The organism is Rhizobium sp. AG855 (assembly GCF_003610655.1).
Classification (GTDB): Bacteria; Pseudomonadota; Alphaproteobacteria; order Rhizobiales; family Rhizobiaceae; genus Allorhizobium; species Allorhizobium wuzhouense.
The window spans coordinates 1,458,942-1,475,364 of record NZ_RAQG01000003.1; the positions used below are offsets into that span (position 1 = coordinate 1,458,942).

The following is a 16,423-nucleotide window of genomic DNA, read 5'->3' on the forward strand; positions in this document are numbered from 1 at the left end:
AGACAGGAGAGTGACGATGACACCAAAGATCCGATGGGGTGTATTGGGCTGCGCCGGCATCGCCGCGAAGGCGGTTATCCCTGCGATCCAAACGAGTCGCCTTGGGTTGGTTACGGCCATCGCCTCCCGGGATGGCGACAAGGCACGGCAGATGGCCGAACGTTTCGGAATCGCGAAGGCCTACGGCTCGTATGAGGACCTGCTGGCCGACCCAGAGATCGATGCGATCTACAATCCCCTGCCCAATCACCTGCATGTGCCTCTGACCATCAAAGCACTCGAACAGGGCAAGCCGGTGCTTTGTGAAAAGCCGATTGCGCTCAACGCGGCGGAAGCCAGGACGCTGCTGGCAGCGCAGAAGGCCGCAGGGCTGCCGGTCGCGGAAGCCTTCATGGTGCGCCACCACCCTCAATGGAAAAGGGCTAGGGCGCTGATCGGCGAAGGCCGGCTTGGCGAGGTGAGCGTCATCCAGACGATCTTCTCTTACTATCTCGATGATCCCCGAAACGTTCGTAACCAGGCCGATATCGGCGGGGGTGGCCTGTTCGATGTCGGCTGCTATGCGATCAACACAGCCCGCTACCTCTTCGATGCCGAACCGCTGCGGGCGGTTGCTCTGATGGAATGGGACCCGACCTTCGGTACCGACAGGCTGGCCAGCGGCCTGCTTGCGTTTCCCGACGGTCGCCAGCTCGCCTTTACCTGCTCCACCCAACTGGCGCTGACGCAGAAGGTCACGGTGCTAGGAACCCGCGGCCGCCTGGAAATCGCCGTTCCGTTCAATGCGCCTGCCGATCTGCCGACCCGGCTCGTTCTGGATGATGGTCGCGATCTCGACGGCGGTGGACGCACCGAAATCGCGATCGAACCTGCCGACCAATACCGCGAACAGGCTGATGCCTTCTGCGAGTCCTTACTCTTTGGCACGCCACTTGTGACGGGGCTCAAGGACGCGATCGCCAACATGAGGGTGATCGATGCGCTCTTCCGCTCAGCCGAAAGCGGCCGCTGGGAAGAGCCCTGACCCGCCCAATCCCTGCCACTTCTGATCAAATACGACAAACCGATTGAAAGACTGACCATGACAGACAAGACCATCTCCTCGGCCGTTATCATCGGCGCCGGCATTTTCGGCGTTTCGACCGGCGTCCAGCTTGCCCGGCGCGGGATCCGGGTGACCATTCTCAACGACGGCCCGGCCGCCAACGGTGCTTCTGGCCGCTCTCTTTCCTGGCTGAACTCGGCGCGCATGCGTTCCGAGCCCTATCACCGCCTGCGTATGGCCGGCATCGACCGCTACCGCACGCTGTTTGCGCAATACCCCGATACCGACTGGCTGCGTTTCGACGGCGGTCTCACCTGGGATGCCGACGATGCGGGCAACGAGATCGCCGCTGCCTATCGCCATGAGGTCTCGCTGGGCTATGATGCCCGACATCTGGCTGCAGAAGAGGTGGCCGGCATTACGCCGGGCCTTGATGCGCGTGCGATTACCCCGCAGGGCGCCATCTTCAACCCCGGCGAAGGCTGGGTGGATCTGCCGGTGCTGATCGACCTGCTTCTGCAGGAGTTTTCTGCTCTTGGAGGCGTGCTGGTGACGGATCAGGGTGCCGCCCGGGTCGTTGTCGAAGGCGGCCGGGCCATCGGCGCACAGACCGCAAACGGTGATCGTTTCGAGGCCGATGCCGTGGTGGTCGCCACCGGGTCGGCTGTGCCGAAGATGGTTGCCGAGAGCGGCGAGACGATTGGTGATGGAACGCCGATTGCGCTGCTTGTGCAGACGAAGCCAGTCGCCCATCCGCTGCGCGCCGTGCTCAACACGCCCCGCGTCGCGGTTCGCCCCGCTCCGGGCGGCACCTTTTCGCTCGATGCCGATTGGGCCGCCGATGAAGGTGTCACGCTGCGTCCAGACGGGAGCTATGATATCGACGAAACCGTGGTTGAGGCTCTTTTGGCGGAGGCCGCCAAGGTGATGGAGGGCAATCCGAAGCTTGAGATTGCTGCCGTTGGCGTGGGGGGCAAGCCTATTCCCGGCGATGGTGAACCCGTGATCGGTGCGCTGAAGGCGATCCCTGGCTACTACGTCGCTTTTAGCCACAGCGGCGCGACGCTCGGCCTTATCCTCGGTGAACTGCTTGCCTATGAAGTTGCGACGGGCCGCGAACATCCGATGCTTGCAACCTTCCGACCCGAGCGCTTTGGCTAATCTGAGCTTGCTTCGCCGCCGGGCGCGCGCCCATGTGCTCTGATCTGCGAGTTGTCTCGCCGCTGCCCGCAGCGGCGGTGACCTGAGCCCCGACTTCCCTCCAGTTTTCGGGGATCAGAGCATTGGGCTGGTTGCTTACCCTCGAACGAGAGCGGACAACAAACCGCTTGCGAGGTGACTTAGTCAATTGACGTGGAGACTGGTTGGCCTCTGACCTCGATTTTCCATGCGCATTCAGCATGACGACCTGACTTGCCTTATGTCGCCTGTCGATCAAGACAGTTGGCCAAGTCGACTGTCGTGAGAACGGCATGCACGTTGCATGGGGTTAATAACAATTGGTAATTAACCGCGCGCTCCCGGGAATTAGGGCCGGCTGGAGCTTCCTGTTAGCGTGCATGTATCGGTCGCAAGGACCTACAGGCGGGCTAAAAGCAATGACAGATCATATTCGTCGGTCGATCGCTCAGATACAGAGAGATTTTGTCGACGGTCTGTCTCCGGTGGATTTCGTTGAAGGCTGTTTTGCTCGAATTGAACGCAGCAACGACGCCTGCAGGGCAATGATTTTCGTTGGCCGAGAAGAGGCGCTCGACGAGGCACGGCGAATGGAAGCGGAGCTTCGCTCCGGCCGGAGCCGTGGACCACTCCACGGCATTCCGATTGCCGTTAAAGATGTCATCGATGTGAAAGGTTGGCCAACCACGTCCGGCTCGGGCCTTTTCCAGGATCATGTCGCGGCAGACGATGCGGCCTGCATCCGAAACCTCCGCGCCGCCGGAGCCTTGATCATCGGAAAGACAAATCTGCATGAGTTGACCGCCGGAGGTCACGAGAATCCATGGTTCGGGAAGGTCAGCAATCCGCTTGACCCCTCCCATGGGACCGGGGGAACAAGCAGCGGCTCGGCTGCGGCCGTTGCTGCAGGCTATTGCGTGGTAGCACTTGGCACAGATACCGGCGGGTCGAACCGGTCTACGGCCGCAGCCACTGGTCTCATCGGGTTCAAGCCGACGAACGGGCCTGTCGATCGGGCAGGGGTCCGTCCCACGGCGCCAAGTCTGGATACAATCGGCCCGATTGCAAACAGCATCGACGATGCGCGGCTGGTCCATTTTGCCAGTGAAGGTAGCGATGTGCCGACCCGCGAGACGGTCGACCTTGCAGGCATTCGGATAGGCCTTTGTCCCGATCTCCACGCCGCAGCGATCGATCCTGCCGTGGCAGACGCGCATGCCTTGTGGCTGCGCGCGCTGGAAGGGGCCGGTGCCCGCATTCAGCATCTGGAATTCCCGCTTGCTGGACGGGTCAAGGATGCCGGCTTGACGATCCTGCAATACGAGTTCGCCGCTGAGTATGCGGATGGCATCGGCGCCAGGCCCGAAGCGGTTGGCACCCAGGTCCGCAGCTTCTTGGCTGCCGGTACTGCCATCGACTTCGCGACCTACCAGGAGGCGCTCACGTTTCGCGCCGAGGCTTGCGAGGCGTTTCAGCACGTCATGTCTTCAGCGGATCTTCTCGCGGCACCTGTCGCACCCGGACTGGCGCCGCGCCTCTCCGACGAGATGACAGCGGTTGGCTCCGATCTGGTGCCATACGGCCTTGCGGGCGGCACGTTCCGCCGCTGGGCGAATTTTCTGAGACTTCCGACGCTTGCCATGCCCCTGAAAAGGCAGGGTGGGCTGCCGGCATCCATTCAAATCTCGACGCGACCCGATACCGACGCGACGCTGTTTTCCATATGTGAAGCGCTTCGCACTGTGGAGGCGCGCTGAGACGAGAAGCCAAGACGACCATACAAACCAAAAGGGGAATAAAAATGAAAAAAATCTTGATTGCATTGTCAATTCTTGTCGCGCCACTGGGTGCTGCCGGCACATCGATGGCGGCAGACGAAGTGTTGCGCTTCGGTGTTGCCGCCGAGCCCTATGCGCCTTTCTCCGTCAAGGATGCGAGCGGCAAATGGCAGGGATGGGAAATCGATCTCATGAATGCCGTCTGCGCGGAAATGAAAGCCAAGTGCGAGATCGTCGATATTGCCTGGGATGGGATTATCCCGGCCTTGCTCGAGAAGAAATTTGACGTCATCTGGAGTTCGATGTCGATCACCGACAAGCGCAAGGAAGTGATCGATTTCACCGACAAGTACTACTATTCGGCGAATGTGCTCGTCGGCGCCAAGGCCGATACGAGGGTATTCGACGTGACCAAGCCCGACACCTTCCAAGGTGTTTCTGTCGCGGCGCAGAATGCCAGCCTGCAAGCGACGTATATGCAGGAAAAGTTCGCTGGCGTGGCTGATGTCAAACTCTATCCGACACTGGACGACGAGATCGCAGACCTGCAGGCAGGACGTGTCGATCTCATGGCGGCCTCGGCCATCCAGATCTCCGATTTCCTGAAGAAGCCTGAAGGGCAGGGCTACGAGATCAAGGTCGAGATGCCGCATGAAAAGATGTTTGGCTATGGTGACGGCGGCGGCGTGCGCAAGGAAGACGTTGCTCTTCGCGATCGGCTCAACGCAGCGATCAAGGCGGTTCGCGCGAGTGGCGAATACGACACGATCACCAAGCGCTACTTCGATTTCGACATTTACGGTGACTGAGTCTTGAATTCAAAGTCGGTGCCGGCTGGCCTCTTCGCCGCCGGCATCATCCCTGTCGAATTGGAACACATACAGCATGGACTCGACGGTCTCTTGGCTAACGCTCCTCGGTTTCGGCGACCAGGGCTGGGGTGATGAACTGGTTCGTGGCGCGTGCCTGAGCCTTGGCATCTCAATCAGCGCCTATCTTATCGGTCTCTGTATCGGGCTGGTCGGGGCAATCGCAAAGGTGTCGAAAAGCCCTGTCGCAAGGGGCGTTGCCGCCGGATACACCACGATCATTCGCTCAATCCCGGACATTCTCATCATCTTCCTGGTCTATTATTCGGCAACCGATGCCCTGCGGTCGCTTCTCGGCATGACCGGCCTCTTGGCCGATTTCCAGCTCAACGGCTTTGTCGCAGCCTCCATTTCCCTCGGGATCGTCCAGGGCGGCTACAGCACCGAAGTGCTGCGGGGTGCGATCGTTTCGGTCGCGGCGGGTCAGTCGGAGGCAGCCTTCGCCGTCGGTCTGACACGTCGGCAAACCTTCCTTCTCGTCGTTATGCCGCAGATGGTCCCCCTGGCTCTGCCGGGATTGGGCAACCTGTGGCTTGTCGTCCTCAAAGAAAGTTCACTCGTCAGCCTGATCGGGTTCACCGAGCTGGTCCTCGCAGGAAAGATGGCCGCTGGCGCAACGCGCCATTACTTCCTGTTCTATTCGGCCATCGCCTTCATGTTTCTGGTGATGTCGGCGGTTTCGACGGCCTTTCTGCACTTCTGCGAGGCGAGGTCTTACCACGTCTGGAGGCACAATTAGCATGTCGGATTTTGGCACCTATCTCGCGACGCAGTTGTTGACCGGACTGCAATCGACAATCCTGTTGTTTGTCGGCTGCGCGTTGGTTGGCAATGTGCTGGCCATTCCTGTCGCGCTCGCCCGGCTGTCATCATCGCGCTGGTTGCGATATCCGGCCATCGGGTTTGTCCTCGCCTTCCGTGGCACGCCCCTTCTGGTCCAGCTCTACCTTGTCTATTTCGGTGTCGGGCAGATCCTCTCCGACATGCCGAGCGTTCGCTATAGTTTTCTATGGCCCCTGTTCCGCAGCGCCTACACTTACGCCTTCTTCGCGTTGTCCCTCAACACGGCTGCCTATTGCAGCGAGATCTGGCGGGGCGCCTTGCAGGGGGTGCCCAGTGGCCAGAGCGAGGCCGGCAGGTCCCTCGGCCTGTCGAAGCGCCAGATCCTGCGCTTTCTCCTTTTGCCGCAGGCCTTCCGGCTGGCCCTGCCAGCGATCGGCGGGCAGAACATCCTGCTGCTGAAGGGCACCGCTTTGACGGCGACGATCACGCTGTTCGAACTCATGGGTGCGGCAAACCTCGTCCGCGCGCAGACCTTCCGCGTCTATGAGCCCCTTCTCGCCGCGGCGTTTGCCTATTTCATGCTGGCAATCGTCATCACGTCCGGGTTCAAGTTTGTCGAAAAACGTTTGCCCGCATACTCTTGATGGGTTCATAGCCTGGATGCCATACATGTTTGGGAGATCGAGTTGCTGACCAATGACGGCGAATTCACACCCCGGGAGATTGAAGTCTTCGCAGCGGTGATGTCGCATGGCACGACGACGAAGGCGGCCGATGCGCTCAACATCACGCAGCCCGCCGTCAGCAAGATTCTGCTTCAACTGACGACGAAGGCGGGCTTTCCGCTGTTTCGCAATCATCGCCAGCGCCTGATCCCGACACCGGAGGCGCATATGCTGCATGCGGAGGTGCGGCGCGTCTATGAGACCGTGCGGGGAATTTCGAGGGTGGCGCGAGAAATCAAGGAGTTGCGCAGTGGCCGGCTCAACGTCTCGGCACTCCCGGCCTTTGGCCTGACATTGCTGCCGTCGATCATCGCAAGTTTCACCAAGGACTATCCCGATGTTGCCGTGACCGTCGACATCCGGAGTTCGTCGACGATCATTCAGCATGCAAGCCGAAACCAGCTCGACATCGGGGTCGCGGCCGAGGTGAATGACGAGACTTCGTCCGTGGTTCGCCGAGCGCTGGTTGCGACGCCACCGGTGTGCATCATGCCCAAGGGGCATCCGTTGAGCAGGCTCTCGGTCGTGCAGGTCGATGATCTGGAAGGGCTGAATTTTGTCTCGATGGGGGTTGGCGACCCGATGCGGCGTCAACTGGATGCCTTGTGCGAAGAACGGGGTGTGGCGCGGTCGATGAGAATTGAAGCCGCGCTTTCCAACACCTGCGCCAATCTGGTGGCCAATGGCGTCGGCGTTGCCGTCATCGACAGGCTGTCCGCCTGGATGGCCAGGGACCTGCCCATCGAAATCAGGGATTTCCAACCGCACCTGGATATCAATCTGAGTGTCTACAGACCATGGGGTACGATCGCCTCATCGGTTGCCGATACCTTTGTCGAACACCTCATTCATTCGACGCGGGACTATATGAACGGTGTCGATCGCGGCGTCAGCACACTCACGGGATCCTGAGTGCGCCCCGGCCGCGTTTCAGTCCCTTCTATCGGGTGAGTGTCTCGATGATCTCGAACAGTTTCGCAATGTCGGCCTCATCATTATAGACATGCGGGGTGATCCGCATCTTGCTGCCGCGGATGGTGACAAAGGCCTTGTTTTCCCGCAGCCGTCTCGCCAGATCGTCGCGGTATCGCTCACCGAGCTCCACGACGGAAATATGCCCAGCCCGCTGGCTTTCGTGCGGTCCGGAAAAGCCAAGCTTTTCCGCTTCTTGCCATATGCAGCGGTTGAGCTGCAGAAGTCGGGCATAGACAGCCTCCGCCCCCCATCGTTGCAGCAACTCCATCGCGTTGATGGCGATTGGCAGGACGGCAAAATCGGAGCGCTCCCCCATGTCAAAGCGACGGGCACCCGGCAGATAATCGAGCATTGTCTCAAGGTAGAAATCGGGGCGATCCCCGCCGGCACGGTTCCAGGAGTGAAACTCCAGCGGCCGCCCGTTTTGCTGCCAGTTCTTGTTGGCGTAAAGAAAGGCAAGTCGGTAGGGGCCGAGCAGAAACTTGTAGGTCGCGAATGTCAGAAAATCGGGGCGAACGCGGGTCACATCGAAAGGCACGGCACCCACCCATTGGGTGCCGTCCATCACCAGGCTTGCCCCGGCCTCCCGGGTAGCATCTGCCACCGCTTCGATGTCGACATGCGTTCCCTCGAACCAGTGGACAATGGTTCCGGCAACGACCGAGACCGGCGCTTCCGAACCCCGGATCGCGGCGATCAGCTTGTCGGCCCAGGATTCATGCGGCAACCGCTGCACGGTCACGACACGCGCGCCCTTCTGCTTGGCCAGCTCCAGCCAGGCGTATCGATGCGAGGTATGTTCGTTCTCCATCATCAGGATCACGGATCCTCTGGCAACCGACACGTTCTGAGCGGCAAGCGCGATGCCGTAACTGGTTGCAGGGACGATCGCCACATCGTCCGGCGCTGCGCCAATGAAGGACGCCGCAAGGGTCCGGGCCCGTTCCACCTCGTCATAATAGGAATGGATGGTCATGTCCCAGGGCGCGGCCTTGACCTTGACGCCACGAATGCCGGCCTCGACGGCGCAATTCGGGATCGGCGACATATAGGCCACGTCGAGATAGGTGACGTCGTCGGGAATGGAAAACAGATGCCGTTGGCTTTCCAGCATGAGAAGATCCTTACAATGAGACTTCGACGCCGAGGCCGAGGTCTTTCGCCTTCTGGTAAATGAAGTTTGCGAGTTCGATGTCCTGGGCGGGAACGCCAAGGGAACGATAGAGGGTGATCTCGGAGTGGTCGCGGCGCCCCCGGACCGCCCCATTCAGGGCGGCACCGATCTCGCCGATGATTTTTGCCGGGTCGAGGCTGCCATCGGCGCGCGGCTCGAACAGATCGGAGGCCGAAGTCATTGCCATCGGCATATAGTCGACCCAGATGCTGGATCGAAGGACGCAGTCTGCGTCCAGTTCCTTGAGCGCGGCGATGCTGGCGCCGACAGCATTGATATGCGTTCCCTCCGAGATCCACTTGCCTTCCAGCACGGGATATTTCGCCGATGTGACGGTACAGACGATCTCGGCAGCTTCGACCGCGTCGCGCGCGGTCGGATGGGGAGTGGTCGGGTAACCCTTGGCGGTTTGAAGCTCGGCGAACTGCTTTGCCTTTTGCGCATCGCGCCCCCAGACATGAACGCGTCTGATCGGGCGTACCAGTGCAATGGCTTCAATATGCCGGGCTGCCTGCTCGCCATAACCGATCATCGCCAGAGAGGAGGCTTCGGGGCGGGAAAGCATTCGGGTCGCAACGGCGCTGGCAGCGGGGGTGCGCAGACCGGTGATGGCGTGTCCATTGATCAGTGCGACCGGACGCCCATGCTCTTTTTCGAACAGGAGCACGCCGCCTTGATGCGACGGCAGGCCATGGCCGAAATTCTGCGGACTGACCGAAAGGACTTTGGCCCCGAACAACGGTCGATCCGCTGGCGCGGCATACATGACGGAGAGGCAGGCGCCATCCGCCCCCGGCAGATCCAGCGTGCGTCGGATATCCTGTTGCGCAATACCGTTGGATGTCTTGCGCAAGGCCGCCTCCGCAAGGTCGATCGCATCCTGTTGCGTCACCAGCGCTTCGACGGTCGGCCCGTCGATGATGAGCAATCCTGCTGTGGGGGGGACGATCTGCGAAGCGCGCAAAGACATGGGGAACCTCTGAAATTTCAGATGCTCCAAGAGATATCATTGCGCCAATGGTCTTGGCCGGGATTCTTCATAACCGCAGGGCGATACGTCTGCTTGATTACTCATAAGTTCCGTAGTCCAAGGCTTCCCGGGAAGCCTGCCGGCGCTTCATAACTATTCATTATAAGCGGCCCCGATGCGGTTGTTTGACCAAAAACACCCCCTTCTCCACAACATCAGACATCGCCAACTCGGCGCCGGCTTCGGTCCGAAGCGGGATGTAATCGTTGAAATATCACCGGAGAATGAAATGCGCATTGTCGTCATAGGGGCGGGGATCATCGGGAGCTCAGTGGCATATGAAACGGCCAAGGCCGGTGCGAAGGTCACTGTTCTGGACGCCGGGAAGATTGCCGGTGGGGCGTCTGCAGCAAGTTTCGCCTGGACCAATGCGACGGGAAAAAGACCGCAGAGCTACTTCGCCTTGAACGTCGCCGGCATGCGCGCACATCTGGATCTGAGCCGCGAATTCGGCAATGCACCTTGGTACAACCAGACAGGCAGCCTGGAATGGTATTCGAAGGAAGCGGACTGGGCGGCGCAGGAGGAAAATGCCGATCAGATGCGGGACTGGGGCTATGGTGTCGAGTGGATCAGCAAGGACCGCTTGGCTGAACTCGAGCCTGAAATCGATCTTTCCGCCATCGGCAAGTCTCCGATCGTCTATTATCCGGAAGAAGGCTGGGTTCATCCGGTCCTTTATTCCGCAAGCCTCCTGCGAGCGGCCAAGGAACGGTGGAATGCGTCGATCCACGCCTTCGCACCTGTTGAGGCGATCGACCTGAGTGCTGAGACAAAGACGGTGCGCACGGTGAGCGGCGATGTCTACGAAGCAGACGTCGTCATCAACTGCACGGGCAGCTGGGCCGATCGCAAGCTGGAAGGTGTGCCGTCGATCCCGATGGCATCGACCGTCGGCGTTCTCGGCTTCACCTTGCCGGTGGCATCGACGCTGCAGCGGCAGTTTCACATGGACGATCTCGATGTGCGGCCCGACGGTGCCGGTCGTCTGATGATCCACAAGATCTCGGTCGATGATGTCGTGCCGGAATTGGGTGACCTCGATCCCAAAGGCCGGGAGGCCGGCCTCCTGATCGATGCCGTTCGCCGGGTTCTGCCAGCGGTACAGCCCGACGATCTTGAATCCATTCGAACGACCATGCGTCCGATCCCGAGCGATCGCCTGACCTGCAGCGGCTGGGTGCCGGGTGTCGAAGGCTACTATGCCGCGGTTACCCACAGTGGCGTTACGATCGCGCCTTATCTCGGCAAGGTCATCGCGGACGAGGTGGTGCGTGGCCGCGTCCACGAGAGCCTGGCGGATTTCCGACCGGATCGCTTCATCGCGGCGAAGAATGGCATGGGACAGAGATCATGAATATCCAGCGAATTGACAAGACCGAACGACTGAGCCGTGTCCTCGTGCACAACGGGATCGCCTACTTCTCCGGCCTAACCGCTGACGACAAGCAGCAGGATACCCTCGGACAAACTGCACAGATCCTGGCCAAGGCTGATGGTTACCTGCAGCAGATCGGATCGACCCGCGCTTCGATCCTCAGCGCGACGATCTGGCTTCGCGACATCGGTGACTTCGATCAGATGAACATGGCCTGGGTCGATTGGATCGACAAGGACGCGCCGCCAGCCCGCGCGACCGTGGAGGCCGTGCTCGGATTGCCGGAGATCCGGGTCGAGATCCAGTTCACTGTAGCAATTCCCGGCTGACCGGTGGCGCCGGGAGCATGACGCGGCCCGGCGCCCCAAGCTTTTTGACGCGCAGATCCAGGACACAGATGATGGCCGATGCTCAAGCAACACCCCCTTTCGACGGTTCGGAGTTTTCGATCGAACTGATCGGCATGAACAAGTGGTACGGCGATTTCCACGTTCTGCGTGACATTGACCTTCAGGTCCGCAAGGGCGAGCGCATTGTCGTTGCCGGCCCCTCGGGCTCCGGCAAGTCGACGATGATCCGTTGTATCAATCGACTGGAAGAGCATCAGTCGGGCACCATCATCGTGGACAGGATCGAGCTGACCAATGATCTCAAGAAAATCGACGAGGTGCGTCGTGAGGTCGGCATGGTGTTCCAGCATTTCAACCTGTTTCCGCATCTGACCATTCTGCAAAATTGTACCCTTGCGCCGATCTGGGCCCGCAGGATGTCGCGCAAGGACGCCGAAGAAATCGCCATGCAATATCTGACACGGGTCAAGATCCCCGAGCAGGCGCACAAGTATCCCGGCCAACTCTCCGGTGGCCAGCAGCAGCGCGTTGCCATCGCCCGGGCGCTCTGCATGCGCCCGAAGATCATGCTGTTCGACGAACCGACCTCGGCGCTTGATCCTGAAATGGTCAAGGAGGTTCTCGATGCGATGGTCGGTTTGGCGGAAGAGGGCATGACGATGGTCTGTGTCACGCATGAGATGGGATTTGCACGGCAGGTCGCCGACCGGGTTCTCTTCATGGACCGTGGGCAGATCGTCGAGCAGAACGCACCGGCGGCGTTCTTCGACAATCCACAGCATGAGCGCACGAAGCTCTTTCTCAGCCAGATCCTGCACTGACCGGTCCCGGCGGCGACACGCCGGGTCTTGGTGTGGCACGCGCCGCCGATCCCTGTCATCGCGCACCTGGAAGTGGTCACCAAGACCATGGCGCCAGGTCAACAAGGCCGTCCAAACCCTGGAGGAATGATCCATGTTCAGCAAGTTGAACGTGACCGATGATCGAAAATCGCTGAGCATCACGATTGACGGTGATGACGTCATGTGCCGGGAAGGGGACACCGTGGCGGCAGTCGTGATGCTCCATGCCGCGCGCCCCTACCGTCACAGCATTCTGTCCGGTTCCGAGCGGGCGCCGTTCTGCATGATGGGCATCTGTTTCGAATGCCTTGTCGAAATTGACGGCGTGCCAAATCAGCAAGGGTGTTTGCGGGGTGTGGAGTCGGGCATGCGGATCAGGCGACAAGTCGCAAACGCATCCATGTCTCCGGTTCGGAAGGTGCAGCCATGATCCGGGCCTTTGATCTCTGCGTCGTCGGAGGCGGCCCTGCCGGGATCGCGGCGTCCGTCATGGCCGTGCGCCAAGGGCTGTCCGTGGTCCTCCTCGATGAGCGTCCGAATGCCGGTGGCCAGATCTATCGCGGTCTGGAGCAAGGACCGTTCCGAAACTCAGCTGCTCTGGGTGCCGACTATCGGCAGGGTGAGGACGCAATCGCACGTTTGCGGGCAGCCGAAGTGACGACGTGTTTCGGGGCGAGCCTCTGGCGGATCGACATGACTGAAACCGGCGGTGAGGTGAGCTACAGTCATGACGGTAAGTCGCAGCGTCTGGCCTTTACGGATCTTCTCCTCGCAAACGGAGCAATCGAGCGTCCGGTGCCTTTCGAAGGCTGGACCATGCCGGGCGTCATGGGCATTGGCGCCGCGCAACTCCTGTTGAAGACATCGGCGATCGTCCCGACTGGTCGGATTGCGCTCGCCGGAAACGGCCCCTTGATGCTGTTGTTCGCATCGCAACTGCTGCGGCTCGGGGTCGAGATTACTGCCATTCTCGATACGTCTCCTGGCAAAATCGGCATAGCTGCCGCATTCGCCCATCTCCCTGGGCTCCTGCGCAATCTCGATAAGGTATCCAAGGGTCTGCGACTGATGCGGGACATAAGCCGCGCCGGCATACCCGTTCATCGCAACGTCTCCAGCCTGTCTGCCTCGGGGCATGGCTGCGTCGATGCCGTCCGCTTCGAAGCGGATGGGGCCGAACACCACCTAGAGGTCGACACCTTGCTGGTCCATGAGGGGATCATTCCGAACACGCAGCTGCCGCGTGCCTTGGGCTGCGCGCATGTGTGGGACGATGGCCAGAAATGCCTGCGCCCTCAGATAGACCGCTTCGGGGAAAGCAGCATCTCGCATGTCTACATCGTCGGCGATGGCGCTGCTATTAATGGCGCGATTGCCGCACCTGCATCCGCCGAGATCGCTGTCGGTCGCATCTTGCAGCGCATCGGACGCCATGACGAGCGGTCGCTTGCAACGGTCCGCCGAGCGTCGACCGTGCTTGCACGGGAACGTGCATTCCGCCCCTTTCTCGATGCGCTGTATCCGCCGCGCGTCTCGGTTGCCTCGCCGAGCGATCAGACCATCATCTGTCGTTGCGAGGAGGTGAGTGGCGGAAAGCTTCGCTCGGCCATCCAGGATGGTGCCATCGGTCCCTCCCAGGCCAAGGCCTTTACACGCTGCGGCATGGGTGCATGTCAGGGAAGAGTCTGTGGGCCGATTGTCAGCCAGTTGATCGCAACTGAAACCGACCGGCCGATCGGGGAGATCGGCACCTATACAGTTCGGTTTCCGCTGAAGCCTGTCACGGTTTTCGACATGGCCCGCTGTGGTCGAGACGAGGAGCTGACGGAGGGCCATGAACATGCAGATTGAGACAGATGTGGCGGTGATCGGCGGCGGCCTGGTCGGGATATCCGTGGCTTATGGCCTTGCCCAGCGCCGCGTCGACAATGTCGTGCTGGACGAGGGTGATGCTGCCATTCGCGCCAGTCGCGGCAATTTCGGCCTTGTTTGGGTGCAGGGCAAGGGGCTCGCTCTTCCGGCTTATACGGGTTGGGCCATGCGCGCCGTCGAACAATGGCCGGAATTGGCCGAGCGTCTGCGCTCCGAAACCGGGATTGATGTCGGACTGACGCAAAGAGGAGGCCTCTATCTCAGCCGAACTCCTGAAGCCTTCGCGCAGAGGGCGCAGGACCTCGCCGCCGTGAAATCGCGTTTCCATGGCAACTATGACTTCGATATGCTGGATAATGAAGCGATCCGGAAACGCGTGCCGGAGATTGGACCGGATGTTGTCGGTGGAAGCTACTCCCGATATGACGGCCAGGCAAATCCTCTGCGATTGCTTCACGCGCTTCATCGCGGTTATCTTCTGCGCGGTGGTCGCGTGTTGTCGGGAGGCGGTGTGACAGACATCGACCAGCGGGGCGACAAGTTCGTGCTGACAACGGCGCGGGGACAGGTGATTGCCAACCGCGTTGTCCTTGCTGCGGGCCTGGGCAATGCGGGCCTTGGCCACATGCTTGGGGTCACCATTCCCGTCAAGCCCATCCGTGGTCAGATCCTGGTGACCGAGCGCGTGCCGCCGATCTTCGACATCGCCATCGAACAGGTTCGCCAGACGGAGGATGGGACCTTGTTGATCGGCGGGAGCTGGGAGGATGTCGGCTTTGATCTCGGCACCACATTCGACGTCACCCGCCGGATTGCCGACGACGCCTTGCACTTTTTCCCATTCTTGAAAAACGTTCGCATCATTCGCAGTTGGTCGGCACTTCGGATCATCTCGCCTGATGCCGCGCCGATCTACGAGGAAATCGTGCCTGGAGCATTTCTCGTCACCTGTCACAGCGGCGTTTCACTCGCCGCGATCCACGCGAACGAAACTTCAGGGTGGGTAGAGCAGGGGGGCATTCCAGAAGAAATGGCTGGCTTTGATCAACGCCGTTTCATCGCATCAAGATTTTGACTGTTGTACCGTGTTATGGAAGTTCCGCGCCATAATTCCCTATTCGTCACAAAAGACCCGTTTCGCATTTGCTCCAGAATCTTTGTAGGCGTCCGCCTGCAATCAGGCGCCCGCAACCAATCAGTTCTTGCTACTGAGCGCTCTTGAGCTCGCACCGGCGGCACAGTTGGCTTGGCTACCTATTTGGTATCGGTGGCCAACTGGAGCCCGTTCCAGCCCGCATATTGATCGCCCGACTCGCGAATGTGCGTATATCGCTTGAGGCTAACCCATGATCGATGCCCAATGACTGCAGCCACATGGGGGATGTTCCAACCCATCGCAAACATCCGTGAGATTCCCTTGTGACGCAGGTCATGGAAGCGAAGATCGACGATGTTCAACAACTTGCAAGCTCGCTTAAAATTCGCGGAACTAGCGTCGCTGGAGTAGGGAAAGACCTCTGCATTGCTCATTGGCATGCTGCCGATGATCTGGATCGCCTGATCGGGAAGGTCCACCCACGTATGATTGCCGATCTTTTCTCCAGGGTGCTTCATGTCGCGCACAAGGACGCGTTTGTGTTCTCTCTGGAAGTCTTTCCATCTGATCCGCGTAATTTCCTCCTGCCGACGGGTCGAAAATAGCGCGAAAGCTATGACCTTATGCATTGGCATCGCCTGTGGGGCCTTCTTCCGCCGTTCAATGAAATGGCTGATCAGCCGATCGAGTTCATCCAAGGTTGGTCTTCGATCGCGTTGCGCTGACCGGGTTATGATACCCATCCGGCGGGCAACCTTGACAGCGTCCTTCATCTCCTGCTCGTCGAGCCGATAGCCCCACATCGACCGTGCGATTGCGAAGATCGCCCCGAGATGGCTCGCGTAGTTTCCGATGGTCTGTGGCTGTGCCGTCAGGAACTGCAGGAATTCGACGATGTCTTTCGATTTGATCGAAGAACAGGGCATGTTGGCGATCTCGTAGTTCTTGATCGCCGTTAGAACTTGCGATTTTGTGCGACCAATCTCCTTGATCGTCTCCTCGATGTAGCGGTCGATGGCGTTGGCCAATGTGGTCGCATCATCATTTTTAGAGTTGGCGACTGCTCCTGGTTTCTAAAGCTCCCGCTCGCGCTTTGAGAGCCAGGCTACAGCCGCAGGACGTCTGTCAAAGGTCTCGGTCTCGTGATAAGTCACGCCACCCTGCATGACCCGCACTCGCGCCCAGTAAGCGAAGCTGCCATTCTTGCGCTTGCGCGCGTCGATAGTGCCCATAACCATGCCTCAGTTGGTACATAAAAAACGATGATTGGTACATTGTACCAAGCCTAGTACCAAAATCGGCGGAAATAGCCCGGAACAGGCGTAAG

General features: G+C 60.0%; 15 protein-coding genes and 1 pseudogene. 13 read left to right on the forward strand and 3 right to left on the reverse strand.

The features are described 5' to 3' along the window. Positions 1-16: 16 nt before the first annotated feature. The 7 genes from DFO46_RS07075 to DFO46_RS07105 all read left to right on the forward strand — a co-directional run bounded on the left by DFO46_RS07075 (position 17) and on the right by DFO46_RS07105 (position 7,291). Entirely contained in the window at positions 17-1,024 is a 1,008-nt protein-coding gene (locus DFO46_RS07075) for a Gfo/Idh/MocA family oxidoreductase (protein WP_120276816.1), read from the forward strand. 57 nt (positions 1,025-1,081) lie between these two features. Then, entirely contained in the window at positions 1,082-2,206 is a 1,125-nt protein-coding gene (locus DFO46_RS07080) for an FAD-binding oxidoreductase (RefSeq protein ID WP_120276817.1), read from the forward strand. Positions 2,207-2,769: 563 nt separating this feature from the next. After that, complete coding sequence (locus DFO46_RS07085) at positions 2,770-3,981, forward strand: amidase (RefSeq protein ID WP_245422522.1); 1,212 nt, start codon at positions 2,770-2,772, stop codon at positions 3,979-3,981. Positions 3,982-4,025: 44 nt separating this feature from the next. Further along, positions 4,026-4,811 carry a transporter substrate-binding domain-containing protein gene (locus DFO46_RS07090; RefSeq protein WP_120276819.1) on the forward strand — a complete coding sequence of 262 codons (786 nt, stop codon included), beginning with the start codon at positions 4,026-4,028 and terminating at the stop codon, positions 4,809-4,811. Between the two features lie 76 nt (positions 4,812-4,887). Next, on the forward strand, positions 4,888-5,610 hold the full coding sequence (locus tag DFO46_RS07095) for an ABC transporter permease subunit (RefSeq protein ID WP_120276820.1): 723 nt from the start codon (positions 4,888-4,890) through the stop codon (positions 5,608-5,610). 1 nt (position 5,611) lies between these two features. Beyond that, on the forward strand, positions 5,612-6,298 hold the full coding sequence (locus DFO46_RS07100; protein ID WP_120276821.1) for an ABC transporter permease subunit: 687 nt from the start codon (positions 5,612-5,614) through the stop codon (positions 6,296-6,298). Positions 6,299-6,340: 42 nt separating this feature from the next. Further along, entirely contained in the window at positions 6,341-7,291 is a 951-nt protein-coding gene (locus tag DFO46_RS07105; RefSeq protein WP_245422523.1) for a LysR substrate-binding domain-containing protein, read from the forward strand. A 28-nt stretch (positions 7,292-7,319) separates the two neighbouring features. Here DFO46_RS07105 and DFO46_RS07110 read toward each other — a convergent pair whose 3' ends face one another. Next, positions 7,320-8,468 carry an aminotransferase class V-fold PLP-dependent enzyme gene (locus DFO46_RS07110; RefSeq protein ID WP_120276822.1) on the reverse strand — a complete coding sequence of 383 codons (1,149 nt, stop codon included), beginning with the start codon at positions 8,466-8,468 and terminating at the stop codon, positions 7,320-7,322. A gap of 10 nt (positions 8,469-8,478) precedes the next feature. Then, positions 8,479-9,498, reverse strand: a complete 1,020-nt coding sequence (locus tag DFO46_RS07115; protein WP_120276823.1) for an ornithine cyclodeaminase family protein — start codon at positions 9,496-9,498, stop codon at positions 8,479-8,481. A 289-nt stretch (positions 9,499-9,787) separates the two neighbouring features. Here DFO46_RS07115 and DFO46_RS07120 point away from each other — a divergent pair, with 289 nt between their 5' ends. From DFO46_RS07120 to DFO46_RS07145, 6 genes are all read left to right on the forward strand, one after another. Continuing rightward, positions 9,788-10,915, forward strand: a complete 1,128-nt coding sequence (locus DFO46_RS07120) for an FAD-binding oxidoreductase (RefSeq protein ID WP_120276824.1) — start codon at positions 9,788-9,790, stop codon at positions 10,913-10,915. After that, positions 10,912-11,265, forward strand: coding sequence for a RidA family protein (locus DFO46_RS07125; RefSeq protein WP_120276825.1), 354 nt, complete (start codon positions 10,912-10,914; stop codon positions 11,263-11,265). The genes DFO46_RS07120 and DFO46_RS07125 overlap by 4 nt, the downstream gene beginning before the upstream one ends. Positions 11,266-11,336: 71 nt before the next feature. Then, entirely contained in the window at positions 11,337-12,107 is a 771-nt protein-coding gene (locus DFO46_RS07130) for an amino acid ABC transporter ATP-binding protein (RefSeq protein ID WP_183041856.1), read from the forward strand. Between the two features lie 133 nt (positions 12,108-12,240). Then, positions 12,241-12,558 (forward strand): (2Fe-2S)-binding protein, encoded by a 318-nt coding sequence (locus DFO46_RS07135; protein WP_120276827.1) that lies wholly within the window; start codon positions 12,241-12,243, stop codon positions 12,556-12,558. Further along, a complete protein-coding gene (locus DFO46_RS07140; RefSeq protein WP_120276828.1) occupies positions 12,555-13,979 on the forward strand; it encodes an FAD-dependent oxidoreductase in 1,425 nt (474 codons plus the stop codon). The genes DFO46_RS07135 and DFO46_RS07140 overlap by 4 nt, the downstream gene beginning before the upstream one ends. Then, complete coding sequence (locus tag DFO46_RS07145; RefSeq protein ID WP_183041857.1) at positions 13,969-15,075, forward strand: FAD-dependent oxidoreductase; 1,107 nt, start codon at positions 13,969-13,971, stop codon at positions 15,073-15,075. The genes DFO46_RS07140 and DFO46_RS07145 overlap by 11 nt, the downstream gene beginning before the upstream one ends. Before the next feature lie 179 nt (positions 15,076-15,254). Here the strand turns inward: DFO46_RS07145 and DFO46_RS07150 are convergent. Further along, positions 15,255-16,328, reverse strand: a pseudogene (locus DFO46_RS07150) (site-specific integrase). Between the last annotated feature and the right edge of the window lie 95 nt (positions 16,329-16,423).

Excerpts from the sequence above, each read along its gene's own strand:
- DFO46_RS07130 (WP_183041856.1), top strand. The coding sequence starts at position 11,337 with ATGGCCGATGCTCAAGCAACACCCCCTTTCGACGGTTCGGAGTTTTCG.
- DFO46_RS07110 (WP_120276822.1), bottom strand. The coding sequence starts at position 8,468 with ATGCTGGAAAGCCAACGGCATCTGTTTTCCATTCCCGACGACGTCACC.
- DFO46_RS07095 (WP_120276820.1), top strand. The coding sequence starts at position 4,888 with ATGGACTCGACGGTCTCTTGGCTAACGCTCCTCGGTTTCGGCGACCAG.
- DFO46_RS07120 (WP_120276824.1), top strand. The coding sequence starts at position 9,788 with ATGCGCATTGTCGTCATAGGGGCGGGGATCATCGGGAGCTCAGTGGCA.
- DFO46_RS07100 (WP_120276821.1), top strand. The coding sequence starts at position 5,612 with ATGTCGGATTTTGGCACCTATCTCGCGACGCAGTTGTTGACCGGACTG.
- DFO46_RS07075 (WP_120276816.1), top strand. The coding sequence starts at position 17 with ATGACACCAAAGATCCGATGGGGTGTATTGGGCTGCGCCGGCATCGCC.
- DFO46_RS07135 (WP_120276827.1), top strand. The coding sequence starts at position 12,241 with ATGTTCAGCAAGTTGAACGTGACCGATGATCGAAAATCGCTGAGCATC.
- DFO46_RS07080 (WP_120276817.1), top strand. The coding sequence starts at position 1,082 with ATGACAGACAAGACCATCTCCTCGGCCGTTATCATCGGCGCCGGCATT.
- DFO46_RS07140 (WP_120276828.1), top strand. The coding sequence starts at position 12,555 with ATGATCCGGGCCTTTGATCTCTGCGTCGTCGGAGGCGGCCCTGCCGGG.
- DFO46_RS07145 (WP_183041857.1), top strand. The coding sequence starts at position 13,969 with ATGCAGATTGAGACAGATGTGGCGGTGATCGGCGGCGGCCTGGTCGGG.
- DFO46_RS07085 (WP_245422522.1), top strand. The coding sequence starts at position 2,770 with ATGATTTTCGTTGGCCGAGAAGAGGCGCTCGACGAGGCACGGCGAATG.
- DFO46_RS07115 (WP_120276823.1), bottom strand. The coding sequence starts at position 9,498 with ATGTCTTTGCGCGCTTCGCAGATCGTCCCCCCCACAGCAGGATTGCTC.
- DFO46_RS07125 (WP_120276825.1), top strand. The coding sequence starts at position 10,912 with ATGAATATCCAGCGAATTGACAAGACCGAACGACTGAGCCGTGTCCTC.
- DFO46_RS07090 (WP_120276819.1), top strand. The coding sequence starts at position 4,026 with ATGAAAAAAATCTTGATTGCATTGTCAATTCTTGTCGCGCCACTGGGT.